Annotated in this window: 14 protein-coding genes; 3 read left to right on the forward strand and 11 right to left on the reverse strand. The window is 48.7% G+C overall.

Translation table 11 applies throughout. From position 1 onward, the window contains the following. From IFU39_RS24575 to IFU39_RS24615, 9 genes are all read right to left on the reverse strand, one after another. On the reverse strand, window positions 1-337 hold a 337-nt coding region (locus tag IFU39_RS24575; RefSeq protein WP_192135455.1), incomplete at its 3' end, for a hypothetical protein. Between the two features lie 46 nt (window positions 338-383). Then, window positions 384-3587: a DEAD/DEAH box helicase gene (locus IFU39_RS24580; protein WP_192135457.1), complete on the reverse strand. Its 3204-nt coding sequence runs from the start codon at window positions 3585-3587 to the stop codon at window positions 384-386. A 367-nt stretch (window positions 3588-3954) separates the two neighbouring features. Further along, a complete protein-coding gene (locus tag IFU39_RS24585; RefSeq protein WP_164783412.1) occupies window positions 3955-4374 on the reverse strand; it encodes a chemotaxis protein CheW in 420 nt (139 codons plus the stop codon). 625 nt (window positions 4375-4999) lie between these two features. Continuing rightward, on the reverse strand, window positions 5000-5947 hold the full coding sequence (locus tag IFU39_RS24590) for an aminopeptidase (RefSeq protein ID WP_105601420.1): 948 nt from the start codon (window positions 5945-5947) through the stop codon (window positions 5000-5002). 95 nt (window positions 5948-6042) lie between these two features. Then, window positions 6043-8028 (reverse strand): alpha/beta fold hydrolase, encoded by a 1986-nt coding sequence (locus IFU39_RS24595; RefSeq protein ID WP_192135459.1) that lies wholly within the window; start codon window positions 8026-8028, stop codon window positions 6043-6045. A 60-nt stretch (window positions 8029-8088) separates the two neighbouring features. After that, the gene (locus tag IFU39_RS24600) at window positions 8089-8655 is read right to left on the reverse strand and encodes a TetR family transcriptional regulator (protein ID WP_192135671.1); all 567 of its coding nucleotides are present in this window, start codon (window positions 8653-8655) and stop codon (window positions 8089-8091) included. A 430-nt stretch (window positions 8656-9085) separates the two neighbouring features. Then, the gene (locus tag IFU39_RS24605; RefSeq protein WP_036607334.1) at window positions 9086-10384 is read right to left on the reverse strand and encodes an ABC transporter substrate-binding protein; all 1299 of its coding nucleotides are present in this window, start codon (window positions 10382-10384) and stop codon (window positions 9086-9088) included. A gap of 919 nt (window positions 10385-11303) precedes the next feature. Further along, on the reverse strand, window positions 11304-12140 hold the full coding sequence (locus IFU39_RS24610; protein WP_192135461.1) for a carbohydrate ABC transporter permease: 837 nt from the start codon (window positions 12138-12140) through the stop codon (window positions 11304-11306). After that, entirely contained in the window at window positions 12140-13021 is an 882-nt protein-coding gene (locus tag IFU39_RS24615) for a carbohydrate ABC transporter permease (protein ID WP_036607341.1), read from the reverse strand. Before IFU39_RS24615 ends, IFU39_RS24610 begins: the two co-directional genes overlap by 1 nt. A gap of 143 nt (window positions 13022-13164) precedes the next feature. Between IFU39_RS24615 and IFU39_RS24620 the strand changes: the two genes are divergently transcribed. Next, a complete protein-coding gene (locus IFU39_RS24620) occupies window positions 13165-14994 on the forward strand; it encodes a cache domain-containing sensor histidine kinase (RefSeq protein WP_192135463.1) in 1830 nt (609 codons plus the stop codon). A 5-nt stretch (window positions 14995-14999) separates the two neighbouring features. Further along, window positions 15000-16628 carry a response regulator transcription factor gene (locus IFU39_RS24625; protein ID WP_192135465.1) on the forward strand — a complete coding sequence of 543 codons (1629 nt, stop codon included), beginning with the start codon at window positions 15000-15002 and terminating at the stop codon, window positions 16626-16628. A 217-nt stretch (window positions 16629-16845) separates the two neighbouring features. Here IFU39_RS24625 and IFU39_RS24630 read toward each other — a convergent pair whose 3' ends face one another. Next, complete coding sequence (locus IFU39_RS24630) at window positions 16846-17811, reverse strand: arsenic resistance protein (protein WP_192135467.1); 966 nt, start codon at window positions 17809-17811, stop codon at window positions 16846-16848. Window positions 17812-18036: 225 nt separating this feature from the next. Here IFU39_RS24630 and IFU39_RS24635 point away from each other — a divergent pair, with 225 nt between their 5' ends. Continuing rightward, a complete protein-coding gene (locus IFU39_RS24635; protein WP_192135469.1) occupies window positions 18037-18795 on the forward strand; it encodes a tryptophan-rich sensory protein in 759 nt (252 codons plus the stop codon). Between the two features lie 101 nt (window positions 18796-18896). On the opposite strand, the gene IFU39_RS24640 is transcribed toward IFU39_RS24635, so the two are convergent. Then, window positions 18897-19271 (reverse strand): RidA family protein, encoded by a 375-nt coding sequence (locus IFU39_RS24640; RefSeq protein ID WP_091018598.1) that lies wholly within the window; start codon window positions 19269-19271, stop codon window positions 18897-18899. Between the last annotated feature and the right edge of the window lie 63 nt (window positions 19272-19334).

A 19334-nucleotide genomic window follows, 5' to 3' on the forward strand; every position in this document is an offset into this window, starting at 1 on the left:
CCACGGCCGCGCTGGTCGTTGCTGCGCCTGGCGAGCCCTCGGGCGCTTGCGCAGCCGGCAGCAGCCCGGCGAGCTCCTCGGACGCCGGGCCGCCGCGCAGCAGGGCGTACAGCGTCAGCGGGCGCTTGCGCAGTTGAGCCAGCACAGCCTCGCGCTGGGCTTCGCTCAGTCGCGCCGGCGTTCCCGTGACCATGAACATGCCTGCGGCTGATCCGGTCTTGCCCTCAGCAGCGGAAGCAGAAACGGAAACTTCCTGGTCCACATCCGCTGCTGTATTGACTTCTGCTGTCCACCCACCGGGGGACATATGCAGCTCGATCTTCCATTTTTCGCTCACAATAATCCCCCTTTCTCAACATCTATATTCCCCTGAATGTTCAAGGTCACAGCCACGTCTCACCCTGAAGTGAGATTAGACCGCGCAGCTCATCATCCGACATCTCGGTCAGCCAGTTCTCACCCGAACCAACGACCTGCTCGGAGAGTGCCTTCTTGCTTTCGATCAGCTCATCAATCCGTTCCTCCAGCGTTCCCTGACAGATCAGCTTATGCACCTGCACGTTGCGATTCTGTCCAATTCGGAATACACGGTCCGTCGCCTGATTCTCAACCGCGGGATTCCACCACCGATCATAGTGAACGACATGACTCGCCCGTGTCAGATTCAGACCCACACCTCCGGCACGAAGAGATAGAACAAACATGGACGGCCCCTCTCCTTTTTGGAAAGTCTCCACCATATCATCTCTTTGCGCCTTCGACACACCACCATGCAGGAAATAGGGTTCTTCCTCATATCGCTGTTTCAACCTCGATACCAACAAATCTCCCATAGCAACATACTGCGTGAAAATCAGGGCGGATTCCCCGTTATCACGGATGGCATCCAGCAGTTCAAGCAAACGTTCCATCTTACCGGATGCCTCAGCCTTGCCGTGGTCTTTCCGATTACTGTCCGCCAGCACCGGATGATCACAGATCTGTTTGAGCTTGGTCAGGGAGGACAGCACAATCCCCTTCCGGGCAATACCATTTCTGCCGTCCAGACCACCCATCAGATCATCTACCACACGCTGGTACAGCACCGTCTGCTCCGGCGTCAGAGAACAATAGGATTTCAGTTCAAGCTTCTCTGGCAGATCCTTGCGAATATCCGGATCACTTTTCAGCCTGCGCAGCATGAATGGAGATACCAGTCGATGAAGCTCACGCAAGGAGGCTGCATTTTCTTCGGATGGCCCCAGTCCCGTATACCGCTGGCGGAACGATGACGCTGTGCCCAGATACCCCGGATTGAGAAACTGGAAAATCGACCAAAGTTCGCTCAGGCGGTTCTCTACAGGCGTTCCCGTCATCGCAATACGATGAAGTGTAGACAGGCGCATCACGCTTTGCGCTTGCTTGGTACGGTAGTTCTTAATATATTGTGCCTCATCCAGCACAATGGTGGACCAGTGCAACGAAGCCAGATCCGGGCCATCTCTGCCTGCCAGATGATAGGTCGTCAGTACAATGTCATGCGTCTGTGCTTCAGCCTGAAAATCATTCCCGTGCAACCGTTGTCCGCCATGATGAATATATAGGGACAGATCCGGGGCAAACCGCTTCAGCTCACGCTGCCAGTTTCCAAGCAGCGAGGTAGGACACACAATAAGTGCAGGCAGATGAACATGCTGCTCATTCGTGTGCTGATCCGCCGGGAAAGAATCATCTGATCCATTCAGGAGCTCATTCTCACGCGCTTCCTCTTCAGCTGCCTGGCGTTCCTCATGTTTGCGGTCCAGCAGACAGGTAATTACCTGAATGGTCTTCCCAAGTCCCATATCGTCCGCGAGACATACGCCAAAGCCCAGCTCACGCATAGCGGATAACCATTGGTAACCTCGTTCCTGATAAGGTCTTAGTTCACCATGCAATTCTGCCGGAACCTGACGAGGCTCAATGCTGCGAAGCACCTGTCCATCGAGCAGGAAAGCAAGCATCCCATCAGATTCGGCACCAAAGACGGAAAGACCCTTCCAGGCGGAATCCTCCCCTTCATCCGCTGCCAGATGCAGCCATTCGGAGAGAGGCATATATTGTTCTTCTTCTTTTTTCATATAACGCAGGACTTGGCGAATCTCTTTTGTATCCACTTCAATCCATTCACCACGGAACATGACATACGGAACTGTGGATTCAGCCAGTGCTGCCAGTTCCTCCGCCGTGACCGGTTTACCATCCAGCATAGGCTCTGCTTTGAAAGCAACCAATTGTTCCATGCCCAGTGCCGATGTGGCTCCAGGCAAACGCTCTGTTCCCCGATTCAACATCTGCAGACGTAGTCCCGCACGACGTTTCCCCGCACGACTCCACCTTGAAGGCATAAGAACGGTTATCCCTGCCTTCTGCAAACGAGGAACTGCATGCGTGAGAAATTCAAAGAAACCCTGCTGCTCCAGCTTAATTTCCTCCGGACGAGCGGTAAGCAGCGCCGTCTCCAGTTCAGGTGCCAGTTCTGCCGCTTGCCCAAGTGCCATCAATAATTGCTCTGCCGCCGAGGTATACAACACCTTCCCTCGGTCCAGATCTCGCTCCGGATGTGCCCAGATAGTCCGTGCAGGCAACCTCAGGCTTGGTTCCTGCTCACTGTCCACCCAAAAGCTGATTCCCCAGATCGTTTCATGTTCGCCCAGTGGAGGCTCCAAGCGGAGCACCAGCTTCAATTGGCCTTCAGCAGGTGCCATCTCTTCTGCTCCCACCATTGGCATTGACGTTCCACCCACTTCTTGCAGCGTATGAATAAACGCTGTCATATCGTCCGTCGGCCCTTGCACAGTCACAGGACGGAACATCGAGATCAGACTGTTCCACCAGAGTTCGGCTACTGGCGAAGATCCGCGTCGATATGGGGTGCGGTAACGGGACAGTTCACTGTCCATACCCTCCAGTTCACTTGTCACTACAGCATGAATCATGCCACTCATGAATGAAAATAATACCGCAGCCCCTGCTTCTTCACGCGTTTCCGGTTCCAATGAAGCATAAGCTCCAGGAGCGGCCAATCCAATCGGAGGCATCGCTTCAGCAAGATCGCGGAAGCGTTCGATGTCCTCCTCCTGCTGCAAGCGTGGCCGCCATACGCCTGTTAATGTCTCTTGCCCGGTCCGTCGCCGTGCTCCGGTCTTTGCTGCGAATTCAGCCGATGGAGCAATCGCTCCCCGCAACAGCAGCTCCTGTGTGAACTGCGCTGCTTTGATCCAGTAACGCATCTCTTCTCCAACCTGAATTCCGGCTGCATTTAACAAACGGTCATCCCATTGAAGCAGCAACCTGAAGGCATCCTTAGGCGAGACTGCCAATCCTTCCAATGTGCGCCCCAGCAGCTGACGCCGCTTCGTGTTCTTGGCTTCAGCCGTGTTCCTCAGCGGATTCGGCCAGCGCAGCTCCGCAAGACGCAGAGCGGCAGGCTGAAACAGACGACCCCCGTCGCCAAAATTCAACCTTCTTACCACGTGGCTCCATGCATCCACACGCGGTTCCGATGTTTCACCGGAAAAACAAAAAAATACGTCACCAAGCCATACTCCATACAGCGATTGCATCATTAAAGTCTCCCGTCATCCCTTCGCATTGTTACTCTCCATCATATACGAAAATGACCGGATTTAAAAACCTTTGCCCATAAAAAGTGGTTATTTCGAGGGTTAGGGCGTGTCTCAAAACTCGCTGAAGTGCATCTTTTCCCCCCTTTTCGCCCCCTTCTGCGTCACTTTCCCTTGAAGTGCCCCGGCACGCCTGCGGAAAACTTTCTTGCTTGGAACGAAAAATTCGGAAAAATCTGCTTCCTTCGGAGTTTTCAGACACGCCCTAGCGGCACAAAAAAATGTCCCTTCTCCCGAAAAGCGGATGAGGAACATTTGGGTAAACCGAAGGAAATACTGAATATTGAAAGAATTACGGATCGTTATACTCCTATGATCTGATCAAGCTGCCCAGTAATACATCCAGGTTCAAAATGCCTGCACGATGATCTTCACAGAACCCGATTTTGTCAAAAACGCCAAGCATGAAACGGCGGTGTTCCTCAGCAGGTTCCTCGAAACGATCGTAACTTACGACAGAATCGACCATATCTACGATCAGCGGTACAAATCCACCTTTGTAAGGCACCACAATAATACGTGTAGAAGAAGTATCCTCCTGGTCCGGCATGCCTAACAATACACGAAGACTCACAACCGAAACGACCTTACCGTACAGCGAAGCAAAACCTCTGATCTCTGGGCTTCCAAATGGAACTGTTGTCACCTGTACCATTCTGATGATCTCATGAACTTCATCAATTCGTAGTGCAAAGATCTGGTCTCCTACCGAAAAATTAATATATTGCATTCCCTCGTCCATAGTTATCCCCATACCCTCTCATTCCGTATAATCAGACTACTTTCGTCCCATTAGATGTTACTTTGGTTTATCGGTTATTTTTGACCAAATGTTTAGGCTTCAGATCAATTTTGCCAACTTCAACAGACGTTGCATTACGGTTGCTGTCTCCGCTCTGCTCATTTGCCCTGTTGTAGAGGGTGGTGGAAGTTAGTCGTATTAATATTGAGCGTAAGTAACCTGACATTGGATTGAAAAATGATATTCAAAAAAAGACCAAAGATCAGCTTTATGCCGATTTTTGGTCTTTTTTATCCCCATATATTTATGGATCTGTTTCTATGTTTTCAAATACTTGGAACAAAAAAGCGAAATACCTGTGGATAACTTGTTTTATTACTCCAAAACAACTGTTTTATCGGATGAAAACACAAGTTATACCTGATTTGTGGATAAGTTGTGCACATATTGCACACATGCTGTGGATATCTTTAGCTTTTCATGTGGATATTCATTAATTTAATGTGGACATGTTGTGTATTTGTTTGTAAATCTGACGTAAAATCTGAATTTCCGCTTCAGTTATCCATTACTGTGGACATGTTGTGGACATGCCCAATTTCCTTCGCTGTAGTTATTCGACCAATTCACCCTGACGCATGATCAGCCTGTCATCGATGTACACGTCCGGCTTTTGTACAACTGCATCAATATGAACACCCGCGGCAATCGTTCCACCAAATGTGTTATTGCTGCCAAAGGCCACATGAATTGTGCCGTATACCTTCTCATCTTCCAGCACCACACCCGTGATTCGTGCCTTGTTATTGGTACCGATCCCGAATTCGCCAAGAAAACGACCATCGCCCTCACCAAGCGTTTCCAGTAATTGAGCCCCATCTGGTCCTTCAGCTGACACCAACCGTCCTTCACTAACGGTCAATAGCATCGGTTCACGGAGTGCCCCAATTCCAGCAACGGAACCATCTACAATAATACTGCCCTCGCCCTTGCCCTCGACGGGAGCAATATAGGCTTCTCCTGACGGCAAGTTACCCGATTCACCAGGGTTCAAATACATACCTGTGCTTGGTACACCGTTACGATCTTCAATGGAAAAGGAAAGACTATGGCCCTGCTTCTCTATTCGCACATGGCGACCTGCGGTTAATAGAGCCGTTACCTTCTCGGTCAACGCCTTTACTTGCGAATATTCAGCTGTAATGGCTCCGTTCACAAACATATCCTCTGTCATGCCGGGCATTGTTGCCACTCGGGTACCAGAGGCAGCGGCTTTTTTGCGTGCCTGGGTATGTGTTAATGAATATCGCGTTACACACACGGCTACATCTGCTCGAATCATGGCCTCTGCAATCGGCGCAGGCGGCTCTTCTCCAGATCTGCTGCGTTCCTTCATGATTAACAGGACCGACTCTGCACCAAGTGCTTTGCCTGCCTCATAGATGGATTCAGCCAAATCCCGTTTCATATCGTCTGCGACAACTACCAGATTCTCTCCGCTGCGCAGTCCGAGACATTCGATTAGCACATTTTTACTGATTTCCACACGTTGCTGACTCATACATTCATCTCTCCTATCTTTGGTTAATCCTCTTCGTAACTCGACTTGACCCTTTCGACAATTGGTACGGGATTCCTGCGTATCCAAACCTGAACTCACCTCAAGGTATCGGCCCATTCAGTGAGGATTGCAGCCGTTTCCTTATACTGAAACGTCGGAAAGTAATGTCCATAGGGTACATCTATCCGTTTGACCTGTGAGTTCATATCCTGGGGATAGTGATATTCCCGATCTTGATTGGCCCATACAACTAATACATTCTTGGCATAATGCTGACTTTCCATTTTCGCCCACAACGTTGATCTGGCGCCTTTCCTCTGACCCGAGTGGATCCAGCGCAACAAGTCTGCATGCGCTCCTGCGATGCGAGGGGACTGGAGACTGGAGCGTATTCTCTTGCCTATGGTATCGGCCATAACACTGCTTACGCCGCTATGTGAACTGAACATTTGATTCCAACTTTTCTCCGATCTGCCACGCAGCAGGGAGCGCATCACCCCTCTTGGCAAACGGGAAATCCCTCTTAGCACATTCGGATTCGAATTGTTGGCAACTGGCTGAAGCAAACCTAACCGAATGTCTGTCCGCCCGCTACGCATCTGTGCCGCAGCTGCAATAGCAGCCCCTACTGAATGACCAACCAGCTTCACCGGACCCTCAAACTCACCAAGAGCCGTAAGCAGTGCATCCACCTGACCTTCAAACGCTTCATCTCCCTGATGTACAGGAGACCGTCCAAATCCAGCGAGATCGATTAACCATACCGGGTTCCCGGTCCGTTCCCTAAGCTGTTGTCCCAAAGGTAACATCTCATCCGCAGATTGAAGCAAACCATGTACAATAATCCAAGGCTCTCCCTCACCCTCCCAACCAAGCATAGCCATATTTCCGCTCCGTGACCGAGTATAATCTGTCGGAAAACCCTCAGGTAACGGCGTATACCTCAGACGATAGTCCAGATCGGCTGTAACCAGAGGAAGCTGTTCCCGGATGTCCGGCCAGGATTGCCCCATACGTGTAAACAGAGCCTCCGTCTCTTCAACCGGGAATGATCTGTTGGTAATAAAAGCAACCGACTCCGTTGGAACACCACTGATGCGTGTGCCCCCTGATTTCATGATCCATTGAATCCATCGTAGTGGCACAGCCCCTTTGGGCTTGGGTACGTCCAATTGCTGTGCCAAGAGTTGCAGCAGTTCCTTCATATTGGGACTGTCTTCCCTCCGCGCCAATAGTGGATAAGTTCCTCCGACTGGAGCAGCTTCCTTGGATAGAAAAACAAGCGTCTGTGCAACAATGTCATTCTCCACAAGCGGTAACCAATAGGATGAACCTCCCGGCACTACTGGCATAAGTCCTTTCTGAATCGCCTGAATGAGCAGTCCAATCCCACCCGTTTGCTCGGTTTCACCGGTTGGACGTGGCCCAACCACTGTACTCGGATTTACAACGGATAAGGGATAGTGATGCTGTTCTGCATGCTCGCGAATGTGCAGATCGGCATGAAACTTCATCTCTTCATATGCACTTTCATTGTTATCCACATGCTCAACCTGTAGATAATTCCCCTGTTCATTCCGCTCTCCATAAGGACTCATATAACCAACAACGTGGATAAAATGTCTCAATCCATGAGTACAGTGGATTTCCTGTGTTAGCTGTGCCAGTTCTCTGGCCCCGTTCATGAATATCTGCTCGGCTACTTTTCGTTCCAAAGTGACGTCCATCGTTCCTCCCGTATGAATGATCACATTTGCTTCAAGAGCACGCACCCGGTCCGCTGCGGTAAGTCCAAGACCCGACTTGGACAAATCACCTGTAATAAAGGTAATCCGGTCGAAATCCTCCACTCCATAAGCCTTCAGCACAGTTCTGGCTCGCTGTTCCGAACGAACCAACAAGAGCAATTGTACGTCTCCTTGCGTGAGTTGTTTGACCGTTTCTTTGCCGATAAAACCTGTGCTTCCTGTCATAAAAATGATCGTGGCTGCAATATCAGACTTGCTTATTACCTGATTCATGTTTGTTGAATTTGCTGCTGTGTTTTCCTCCATGGATACACGGTTAGTATGTACAATCATTCTGTTACGGCTCCTTTTAGTACTATATAGTACTAGTTATATTCAAAAAAAGAGCTTCGATTAACGAAGCATCTGACAAAACGTACGTGCCGATTGTTCTATAATCCCAACATCACGGGCAGTTCCCGCCAGGATTAGTGAACCCTCCAGTGCTGCAATAAACAACAACGCAGCCGGTCCCGGCTCGATCTCTTTGCGAAATTCACCGCGATCCAAACCTTGCTGAAACAACTTCTCCACCATAGGTCTAAGCTCACGAAAGAATCTGGATATGCTTTCCTTCACTTGGGGTGCACTGTCCGGTGCCTGCATATATAACGTAACAAAAGGACAGCTCCCTTCGTAATTTCGGCCCTCAATGCCTGCCGACAGTAATGCCATGAATGAGTATATACGCTCCTCCACTCCTCGCTCACGCTGACTGAGCAGCAGATACAACTCCGACTCATACTGGGCAATCCAGTATTGTACCACGGCCTGAAGCAGTTCCTCCTTGTTTTTAAAATGATAATAAATATTCGACTTGGATACCCCACTCACTCGCACGACTTCATCCATGCTGACATAGCTGTACCCCTGACGTAGAAATAATTGTGCCGCCACTTCAATTGCCTTGGTCCGGTTCACCGGATTGGAACTCTTGGATTTGGCGGGTCCCGTGTTCATTTTTGGATTTGTCATATTTAGAACTATACAGTACTAGTAAGTTGAAAACAAGTATTTCTGTTAACAAATGAGGATCTTCCACTCCATCTACTCCTTACTTGTCCACATTTAGAGTGTTATACACACAGGATATCCACATATAGTATAAACTCTGTGTTAAATACGTCATGGGATCGTTAAACTGCTTTGGGGTTATCCACATTTCAGGGATATTACTAACTTTGAACTTTTCAGTGCGCTATTGGCTCCTCGGAAAAACCAAAACAGACCAACCAGAATAAAATTTCTGGTTGGCCTGTTTCAATTATCTTATATATTCGATAGACTAACTTTTCTATCCGAAAATTTCTGAACAGTTTTGGTAACCTGTGGATACCGTCCATGATCCGAATTATTTTTTCAGACTATCCCAGTTCTGCTGCAATGCGTCGAGCAATCCGGCTTTATCCGATTTGCCTGCAACGTAAGCCTGAATTGTGCTGCCATACTCTTGGGGAACCCCTTCAGGGAAACGGTTGAAGTTCCAGCTGAGTGTTTTGTTTTCCTGGCTATACTTCATAATCTCTGTGGCGAGGTCACCCAGATCCTCTTCGGATGCCGTGATGGAACTGAACGCCGGGATGAATTTGAACTCTTTTGTCATGTATTGTTTCCCGATATCCGAAGTGACGAGCCATTCCAAAAACTCTTTTGCTTCCGGTTTCACTTGAGAGTTCTTGTTCACAACCCAATAGTTCGGCACACCGACAAACAATTTGTCATTGGGTTCATTATTAATTGGCATTGGGAGGATACCCAGATTCAGATCTGGATCAATTCCATCGATCTGTACTTGAGTCCAGTTTCCTTGTTGCATCATCGCCGCTTCTCCACTCGCAAACAACGTAACTTGCGTATTGTAGTCGGTTGTCAGCGGGTTTTTGTTGCTGTATTTCAACGTTAAGTCGAGCAAGTTGATCCAGTCGGCGAACACTTGGTTGCCAGGAATTTTCTCCGTACTTTCGTTGAGTCCCTGGATGAATTTCACCGGATCTGCCTGATTTGCAAATGCGACGTTTACGTTATGATTGCCCAGCACCCACCACTCCTGATATCCGTTCGAGAACGGGGTAATGCCTGCGGCCTGAAGTTTCTGTGCGGCTTGATCCAATTGTTCCAGTGTCGTTGGAATTTCCGTAATACCCGCTTTTTGGAAGAGATCTTTGTTATAAATGAAACCATAACCCTCCAATGCGAGCGGCTGTCCGTAGAGTTTTCCGTCTTTGGTCATTGGCTCTTTGGCTACTTCGAGCGCATCCTTAGCCCATGATTCTCCAGACAGATCTTCCAGATATTCAAGCCATGTATCCAATTCACGATAACCACCTACGTTGAAAATGTCAGGTTGTTCGCCAGCGGCAAACTTGGCTTTTAATGCAGCACCATAGTCACTGCCGCCACCTACGGTTTGAATGTCCAGTTTGACGCCTGGATGGGAGGATTCATATTCCGCTTTGAGACGATTGAGCGCTTCCGCAATTTCGACTTTGAATTGGAAGATTTTAATGGTTTTATCTCCAGCAGCAGCCTCACCACCACCTTGAGCATCCGTGTTGACCGGACTGCCACTCTTGTCTCCATTGCCACAACCCGCGAGCATTACCGAAAAAGCAATCAGCATAAGCAACGTCAACTTTGTCATTCTTTTCATACATACACTCTCCCTATAGTAGTTTCAGTATAACCGTTCGACGAATGAATATTTACACTGGCATTCCGATGACAGAATAACCTTCCCTTGAAGCGTGTTTTCATTCTAACGAACCGACGCACGTTATTCGCACCTATTTGCTTTGCACAGGTTCCAATTTTAACGAATCACAGCGACGTTATTTCGTCGATTTAGTCAATTTTCAGGGCTCTGACGCCGCTTTACACCCGAATAACGTTACTGAGGTTCGTTACCCTTGATTATCCACCTATTAAGATGCGTTGGATTCGTTAGCGCTTTGGACAGGGCCCATACCATCACTTCACTCTGCAGAAGAAGTTCCTGGCTATACAAGCTTCTTTCTTGGTCATTTCTCTTTATCGGTCTTTTCTCTTTATTGATCTCTTCCCCAGGAGTCATGCCCAAGCTATGCGGGCATGACTCCCCTTTGCACACCTCCGTGCGAGGTGGGAGCAAAGGGATCAAGAATGCGTTGCAGGAGCGGAGCGTTCGCCTTTGATACTCGGTGGCTTCCTTGCCCTAATCCATTCAGGCCACCGAGGAGCAACAGCGACCGAAAGCGCACCTTGATCCCGCCAGCGACCCTGCCATTATATACTCACCTTCTGCCTTATCGAACCTGGTCTTAAAATCATTTCATTCTTGGTCATTTCTCTTTATCGGTCTTTTCTCTTTATTGCTCTTTCCCCAGGAGTCATGCCCAAGCTATGCGGGCATGACTCCCCTTTGCACACCTCCATGCGAGGTGGGAGCAAAGGGATCAAGAATGCGTTGCAGGAGCGGAGCGTTCGCCTTTGATACTCGGTGGCTTCCTTGCCCTAATCCATTCAGGCCACCTAGGAGCAACAGCGACCGAAAGCGCACCTTGATCCCGCCAGCGACCCTGCCCTCGCAACGCTTACCCTTTAACTGATCCAGCGGTAATCCCCTGAATGATATACTTCTGCATCAGCAGGAAGAAGATAATGATCGGCATGATTCCGAGCACAAGTGCTGGCAAGGCCAGATCCCATTGCTTCGTATATTGTCCGAAGAGTGCAAAGGTCGCAATCGGGATCGTACGCAGGTTGGAGCTTTGCAGGATCAGCGATGGGAGCAGATAATCATTCCAGATCCAGAGTGTGTTCAGAATGATGACGGTTACATACATCGGTTTCATGAGTGGAAATACGATCCGGAAGAACACCCCGTAGGCAGAGCTTCCATCCACACGAGCCGCTTCCTCAATCTCCAGCGGGACGGATTTTACGAATCCGTGGAACAGGAAGACAGACATCGGTGCCCCGAAACCGAGATAACAGATAATGAGGCCGCCAAGGCTGTCGATCAATCCCAGATTACTGGTTACAGTAACGAGTGGAATCATGATAGACTGGAACGGAATCACCATAGCGGCAATGAACATGCCGAACAAAATACGGTTGAATCGGGTATCGCTGCGAACCATTCGGTACGCGGCCATGGAACTGATCAGCACAAGCAACAGATTGCTGACCACGGTAACGATAAGCGAGTTCATCAGCGCGGAAGGGAAGTTAATTTTCTCCCAGGCGTTCGCATAGTTGCCCCACTGAAATACTTCCGGCCATGCAGCCGAATTGGTGAGCAGGTCACCGAATGTTTTGACCGAATTCACAAACAGGAAGTAAAGCGGAACCAGGAATAAAAGTCCAAGGAGTACCATGACAATCTCGGTTACAATGGTACTGAAGCGGTAATTTTTCGTCGTCTCCATTAGGCTTCTACCTCCTTGCTCTTCGTCAGACGTACCTGAATCATGGTGATGATGGCAACGATTACGAAGAACACGAGCGCTTTGGCGGTTCCGATGCCATATCTGTTATTCACAAAGGCTTCATTGTAAATATTAAGTGCAACCGACTCTGTTGATCCGAATGGTCCACCTTTGGTCAGTGACAGATTGAGATCAAACATTTTGAACGACCAGGAGATCGCCAGGAACAGACAGATCGTTACACCTGGCATAATGAGCGGAAGAATGATGCTCCGCAGTACCTGCCAGCGACTTGCGCCATCAATCTCGGCGGCTTCCAGCAGATCAGGGGATACATTTGTCAGAGATGAGATGTAGATGACCATCAGATAACCTGCGGTCTGCCATACAAACACAATCACGATTCCCCAGAAGGCGGTTGGTTCGTCTCCCAGCCAAGGAAGGTTGAAGAAGGACCAGCCGGTTACATCGCCTACTGCTGAAAACCCTTTCACAAATATGAACTGCCAGATAAAGCCGAGCAACAACCCACCGATCACGTTAGGCATAAAAAAGATCGTACGCAGAATGTTTCTCGTCTTGAGCGGTTTGGTCAGGAAATACGCCAGGAAAAAGCCAATCACATTGGTCAGTACCACACCAACCACGGTGAAGCGCACCGTAAACCAAAACGCCGTTTGGAACTTGGGATCATTCGCAAAAACATGCACGAAGTTATCAAACCCTACCCAATTAATGTTCTCCGATACCCCGTTCCAGTCCGTGAAGGAGTACACCATGCCAAGCAGGAAAGGGACCACGATGATGAGAATAAAAAACACGATGGAGGGACCCACGAACACAAGCTGCTGTAACAGCTGTGAAGATTTGCGATGCTTCATATCGTTCTCCCCTTCTATAGATGGATGAAATTGGTCTCTTTTTCTATTAAACCCCATTATCGCCGAGGGAAACACCGACCCGTGTGAACAGTTGGGGGTAAAATATTGTCCTCTCTTAACCTGCAACCAGAAGGGGTGTTCCGATGTCCAAATACTACAGTATACGCACCAAATTGATTGCCTTTATGCTCATTGCTACCACACTTCCACTGCTCGCATCGATCAGCATGACGTTTATCCAGACCAAGACAGCCCTGCGGGAACAGGCTGTTGAAGAGAACAAACGCCTGATCTACCAAGCGTCCACCAATCTCAACAACTATGTGGATAACGTGGCCAGAGCGTCGCTCGCTGTGTATAACGACCCGAACTTTCTGCGTAACTTGGCAAAAATTCCTGGTGATTATCGTGCGGTTGCCGAGGTGTACACCACTTTGCAGACGATACGCGCGGCTGTGCCGGATGTATTCCAGCTGTATTTGCACTCTTTTGCCGCCAATCAATCCACCTTAATTACAAATCCCTTTCCGAAGCGGGAGGAACGCAAACAGGCCTATTCCGGCTCGCTTCATGGAAAAACAGGCGGTGACAGCCCGGATATCTGGGTGGAATCGGCCCATATGAGTCACACGTACGGATTTAAGGCTGCCTCCCCCGATGACCCTGCCAGAACGGTCATTACCCTGCATCGGGTGATCAAGGATATTCCGTCCACCGAGCGTCTGGGTGTACTCGCCATTGATCTGAATATGAATACCATTGCAGCAATCTGTGGCAGGCTGTATGATCCGGCTAAGGAACAGATCTATGTTGTGGATGGTCAGAATCAGATCATTTACCAAGGTCGTTCCGAGGTCAATCATACGGATGCACTACGAGAGGAAACGGCTAGTGAACTGAATATCGCGCGCTCTAGCGCTGGTACAGCCCAGAATGTCGCAGGACATTTTGAACAGGATCGATCCATGTATGTATACCAACAACTTGGCAGCACATACGCCGATTGGACCATCGTCAAACAGATTCCGAATGAGACGTTATACGCCAGGGCGACCACACTCACGTGGAATAACGCAATGATTGCCATTGCAGCACTTGTATTAGTCATTATTGCAACCTTGTTTATCTCCATCCGAATCACAGGTCCGCTCAAGCAACTCATGCGGTATATGAACCAAATTCAAGCCGGGCGTCTGCATGTGGATATCCATCTATCCAGCCGAGATGAATTCGGGGTGCTCGCTCGTCATTTCCGGGATATGATGGATACGGTAAATAATCTTATTTTGCGGGAATATCGACTCGAGATCGCCAATAAGACGAATCAGCTCAAAGCGTTGCAAGCGCAGATTCATCCGCATTTTCTATATAACACACTGCAATCGATCGGTACACTTGCCCTTCAACAGCAGGGACAACGGGCGTATATACTACTCTCTAGCCTGTCCAAAATGCTGCGCTACAGCATGCGGGATCAGACCTGCGTGACCTTACGCGAAGAGGCGGAGCATGCCCGATTATATCTGGAACTGCAGCAGGAGCGGTTTGGTGACCGCCTTGAGGTGGATTTGGATTTTGCCGAAGATACCCTGTCTGTCGAAATGCCAAGAATGACGTTACAACCTTTAATTGAGAACTATTTCAAACATGGAGCGGATATTCAGCCTGGCAAAGGTCACATATCCCTATCCAGCCGCCGGATCAATGATCATTGGATTGAAATAGAATTGAATAATAACGGCCCCTCCATACCTGAAGATAAATTACTGGAGATCCGCGGATGGCTACATCAAAGTCATACAACAACCGGATTATCCACACAAGAATCCGACGAGTCTGAATCCATCGGTCTACGAAATGTAATACGCCGGCTTCAATTGAACTCACATCCCGGTCACTCAGCCAGGCTTGAGATCAACAATCGGGAACCCAATGGTGTGAAGATTACGGTTAAACTATACGCGGGAGAGTGAACAACATGAAGGCACTGCTTGTAGATGATGAAAAACATGTCCGCGATGCCATAAGGTTGCTTGGTCATTGGGAAGAGTTTGGCATTGATACATTACTTGAAGCAGCAGACGGGGATGAAGCCATCGCCGCCATCACGGCACATCAACCTCAAATCATACTCAGTGACATGCGTATGCCGGGCAAGGACGGTATGGCATTGCTTGAATGGATATCAGCTCATGTCCCACACAGCAAAGTGCTGGTTATCAGCGGATATGACGATTTTGAACTCGTGAGGCATGCAATTAGGCATGGTGGTATGGACTACCTCCTGAAACCCGTGGAAGCAGATGAGCTGAATGAATCTCTATTAAAGGCCGTTACAGCTTGGGAAGAGGAAGACGCCATTCGGATACAATCCACCAGGCAATCCATTGTTGTTAATCGAATGCGCCCTCACTACCAGGATCGTCTGCTCACCGAACTTGCCGTCGGAAGAGGCAGCAGCCAATCACACCTGCAGCGATTACAGGATGAGTTAAATCTCCCCCGTCTAATCTCTGTCTGTAGTGTCGCTGTCACCAGCCTGTCCCATCTGGATGCAGATTGTCTGGCAAAATACCGCAGTCAACCGGACCTGCTTGTGTTCTCCGTGCTCAATATCTGTGCCGAGATGTTATCCACACCAGACGAAGGTGTAATGTTTCGCCAGTTGGATCAACCGGACGAGATTGTTCTGCTGCATTGGGGTCCATCCACTTCATTGGAACATATTCTGGACAAGGTCAATCATGGATTGGAGCAGACGATTCAGCGCCGACTTCATTTTGGCATCTCCACCTGTGAGTCCTACCCTGGCGGAATCTCAGCGGCCTATCTGGAAGCAAGTTCAAGGTTGTGGCGACGCAATGCTGTGCAAATTAAACAGCGAATCCATGCCTCAGTGGAATCATCAAATGGGAATAAAATCAGGCGTTTAACCGCCCATGAAGAACCCCTGCGTATGGCAGCCATGAGTTGCCGGGCTTCCAGTGTATCCGCTGCGGTCGCCGAGTGGCTTGACCCGATTACTGATCTCGAGGTTGTCAGTGCTGAGCAGATCCAGCAATGGATCGAGGAGCTGGAATGGATGCTGAACCGCTGGCTTGATGATACAGCAGGTTCGTCATTTAAAGAGGAAGAAGTGACGGAGGAACAGTCTATTCCCTTTGCCGAGTTACCTTTGGACGCTGAAGGACTGTTATCCCTCCCCCTGCTTCGTTCATTGTTGGAACAACGACTGCTTGCCGCAGGAAAGGCACTCACCGCTCATCACCAAGCCAATCCTGATCCCATGAGTGAGATTGCACGTTATATGGACGCCCATTATCAGGAGGACCTATCCTTACAGCAGATTGCCGCGCGTTTCTATCTGAGCCGGGAGTATATTTCCCGCAAATTCAAACAGCAATTTGGTCTGAACTGGTCGGAATATCTGGGCAAACTGCGGATCAACAACGCCAAGCTGTTACTGCAAAACCCTTCCCTGCGAGTCGCTAAAATCTCGGAGATGGTTGGATTCCAGGACGAAAAGTATTTCAGCAAAGTGTTCAAAAAAATGGAGGGTATCACGCCAGCGGAATATCGTAAAACATTATTGGAGGCCGGTACTTAAAGAGTACCTGTTCAGAATTTATTTGAATTAAAAAGAGTACTCCCCGGCATGGCCTATCGGGAGTACTCTTTTTAATTTTAATTTCACAAAGAATAGCATAGATCAAGACGACTTGTTGGCTCTTTCTTTTCTAAGATAGGATACGCTCCGAAAGATTGCGGCTACAGCTACACCAAAGTAGAGATAATAAATTTTATTTCCCGTTGTATGGGCTGCCTCACCGATCTCGTAAAATTACCGCAGGTACAAGTCGAATGTAGAATAGCTCTCCTGCAAGCTCCACCATCGTCTGTGTCACAATAACAGCCGCAGCTATGGTTGCCCATTCTGGCGGGAGTGCCAGCGCAAGTGGCAGAACGACCAGCGAATTCCGTGTGGCTGAACTGAAAATCAACGCCCGCCCGGCGCCTGGATTCAATCCAAACCAAGTAGCAATAAGTCGAGATATCCAAGGCATAATGATTAGGAAAGCAACATAGATCGGGATCACGTTTACGATGATCGCCATATCATTGTAGACTTTGCCAATCTGGGATGCGACAACCACGATCAGCGTAAGTGCCATCATCGGAACCGGGAGCCATGCCGTTGCATTCATGACCCGCTCCCCGCTCACTTTACCTCTTGAGAGAACCTGTGTAACGACAGCGAGCAACAGTGGAATAACGATCAGGAACAGAAAAGCCTCCACGAACGGCCCTATCTGCATGACCTGCGCCACCTTAGCACCCATCAAAAGCCATAAGTAAAATGGCAACAAGATCATTTGTATAACAAATAAAAGGGGTGTTGCGGCCAGCATCAGTTTCTCATTGCCCCTGCCGAGCTGTGTGAACACAATGACGTAATCAATACAGGGTGTTAACAGTACCAGATAGACTCCGATCAGAACGCCTGGTGATTGTGGAAAGACCAGTGTAAGCAACCATACGACTACAGGTACAACGATAAAATTCGCCACCAGTAACGCGCACATAAATCGAAGATTCGACCAAGACTCTTTTAACTGTAAAAAGGGAATCTGTACAAACATGCTGTATAACAGAACGGCAAGAACCGGGGACACGGTGTAGTGTAAACCATTTCCCCATACCGGATTACTCAGCCCTATCGCTGCTCCTAAGAACAGTGCAACTACATAGAACCAGGTTTGCTGTTTCTCCATCGTTTCTCTTGTGAGCATTCTCTTTCTCCTCTTCTAGTGGAACATCGTAGGCATGGACATATTTCTGCTTCGTTTCGCGTACATTGGGACAGAGTACCGTTCCAACATAGCGACTGAGCACAAGGATCTGAAAGATCAACTTGTGAATTTTTTGCGGCTGTTATTAGAATGTGCAAGAACTGGGTATATTCATTGTAGACTGACCCGTGGTTCATTCATTCGTTAAACCAAGGAGGAAACACAATGTCACGTAACAATCCGTACAAGTGGTTAAACGCCATTGGTTTTATCGCTGTAATTATCGTGAACTACCTCTCCAACGCTCTGCCGATTGGAGGCAAGACCAATAAAGAAGTATCGGATATGTATCCTGTGCTACTCACACCTTCTGGCTATGCCTTCGCTATATGGGGTTTGATCTACTTGCTGCTGGCAGGGTTTGTGATCTATCAGTTCGTACCTGCTTCCTGGAAAAGGGACTCGATTACCCGTCTCGGGTATTGGTTCCTGGCAAGCTGTGCCTTTAACGTAGCCTGGATTTTTGCTTTTCAAAACTTGCAGACCGGTCTTGCTTTACTGATTATTGTACTGCTTCTGTTGTGCCTGATCATGCTGTATGTAAAAACACGTACCATTACTGTTCCGACCACTGCTGAGATCTGGCTTGTGAAGCTGCCATTCAGCATCTATCTGGGATGGGTTAGCGTGGCAACGATCGTCAATACAGCTGTATTGTTATATAAAATCGGCTGGGATGGTTTTGGTCTCAGCGAACCGACCTGGACGATCATTATGCTGATTGTGGGTATGGTGCTGGCTGTACTCGTTAGTTTCCGTTATCGGGACAGTGTATATCCACTGGTATTCACATGGGCTTATATCGCCATTGCACTTAAACAAAAGGATGTCACTTCCGTATATTATACGGCAATCATCATTGCGATCGTACTGGCAATATACGCGATTTGGCTGTTCTTCGCCCGTAATCAGGATCGCGATTGAGCGACTTCCATCCTAACGCAAAAACATAAAGCAAAAAGCCGATTCTGGTCATTTGACCTGAAATCGGCTTTTTATGTATAACGCAGTGAATGAAGGTTGTCCTATTTCAGGGCAATAACTTCAATCTCCACCAGTGCATCTTTTGGCAAACGAGCAACTTCCACAGCACTGCGTGCAGGATACGGCTGTTGGAAGAACGTGCTATACACTTCATTCACAGGAACGAAGTCGTTCATGTCTTTCAGAAACACCGTCGTTTTAACGATTTTATCCATACTTGTGCCTGCTGCTTCAAGGATAGCCTTCACATTGCTCAAAGACAGACGTGTCTGCTCTTGTACATCTGCACCGAATTCTCCCGTTTGAGGATCCAGGCCAAGCTGTCCGGAAGTGTAGATGAAATCGCCTGCATCAACGGCTTGACTGTATGGACCAATGGCGCCTGGCGCCTGATCGGTAGAGATTGGTTTTTTCATGGACGAGTTCTCCTTCATGTTCGTTATCCTGCTGCCGCATGGAGTCAGGGTTCGAACTCATTT

Origin of the sequence: Paenibacillus sp. CFBP 13594, assembly GCF_014842675.1 — a bacterium.
GTDB classification, from domain to species: Bacteria; Bacillota; Bacilli; order Paenibacillales; family Paenibacillaceae; genus Paenibacillus; species Paenibacillus amylolyticus_B.

Bases quoted from the DNA above. Each gene is read 5' to 3' on its own strand.
- IFU39_RS24580 (WP_192135457.1), bottom strand. From the start codon at position 3,587: ATGATGCAATCGCTGTATGGAGTATGGCTTGGTGACGTATTTTTTTGT.
- IFU39_RS24585 (WP_164783412.1), bottom strand. From the start codon at position 4,374: ATGCAATATATTAATTTTTCGGTAGGAGACCAGATCTTTGCACTACGA.
- IFU39_RS24590 (WP_105601420.1), bottom strand. From the start codon at position 5,947: ATGAGTCAGCAACGTGTGGAAATCAGTAAAAATGTGCTAATCGAATGT.
- IFU39_RS24595 (WP_192135459.1), bottom strand. From the start codon at position 8,028: ATGATTGTACATACTAACCGTGTATCCATGGAGGAAAACACAGCAGCA.
- IFU39_RS24605 (WP_036607334.1), bottom strand. From the start codon at position 10,384: ATGAAAAGAATGACAAAGTTGACGTTGCTTATGCTGATTGCTTTTTCG.
- IFU39_RS24610 (WP_192135461.1), bottom strand. From the start codon at position 12,140: ATGGAGACGACGAAAAATTACCGCTTCAGTACCATTGTAACCGAGATT.
- IFU39_RS24615 (WP_036607341.1), bottom strand. From the start codon at position 13,021: ATGAAGCATCGCAAATCTTCACAGCTGTTACAGCAGCTTGTGTTCGTG.
- IFU39_RS24620 (WP_192135463.1), top strand. From the start codon at position 13,165: ATGTCCAAATACTACAGTATACGCACCAAATTGATTGCCTTTATGCTC.
- IFU39_RS24625 (WP_192135465.1), top strand. From the start codon at position 15,000: ATGAAGGCACTGCTTGTAGATGATGAAAAACATGTCCGCGATGCCATA.
- IFU39_RS24630 (WP_192135467.1), bottom strand. From the start codon at position 17,811: ATGCTCACAAGAGAAACGATGGAGAAACAGCAAACCTGGTTCTATGTA.
- IFU39_RS24635 (WP_192135469.1), top strand. From the start codon at position 18,037: ATGTCACGTAACAATCCGTACAAGTGGTTAAACGCCATTGGTTTTATC.
- IFU39_RS24640 (WP_091018598.1), bottom strand. From the start codon at position 19,271: ATGAAAAAACCAATCTCTACCGATCAGGCGCCAGGCGCCATTGGTCCA.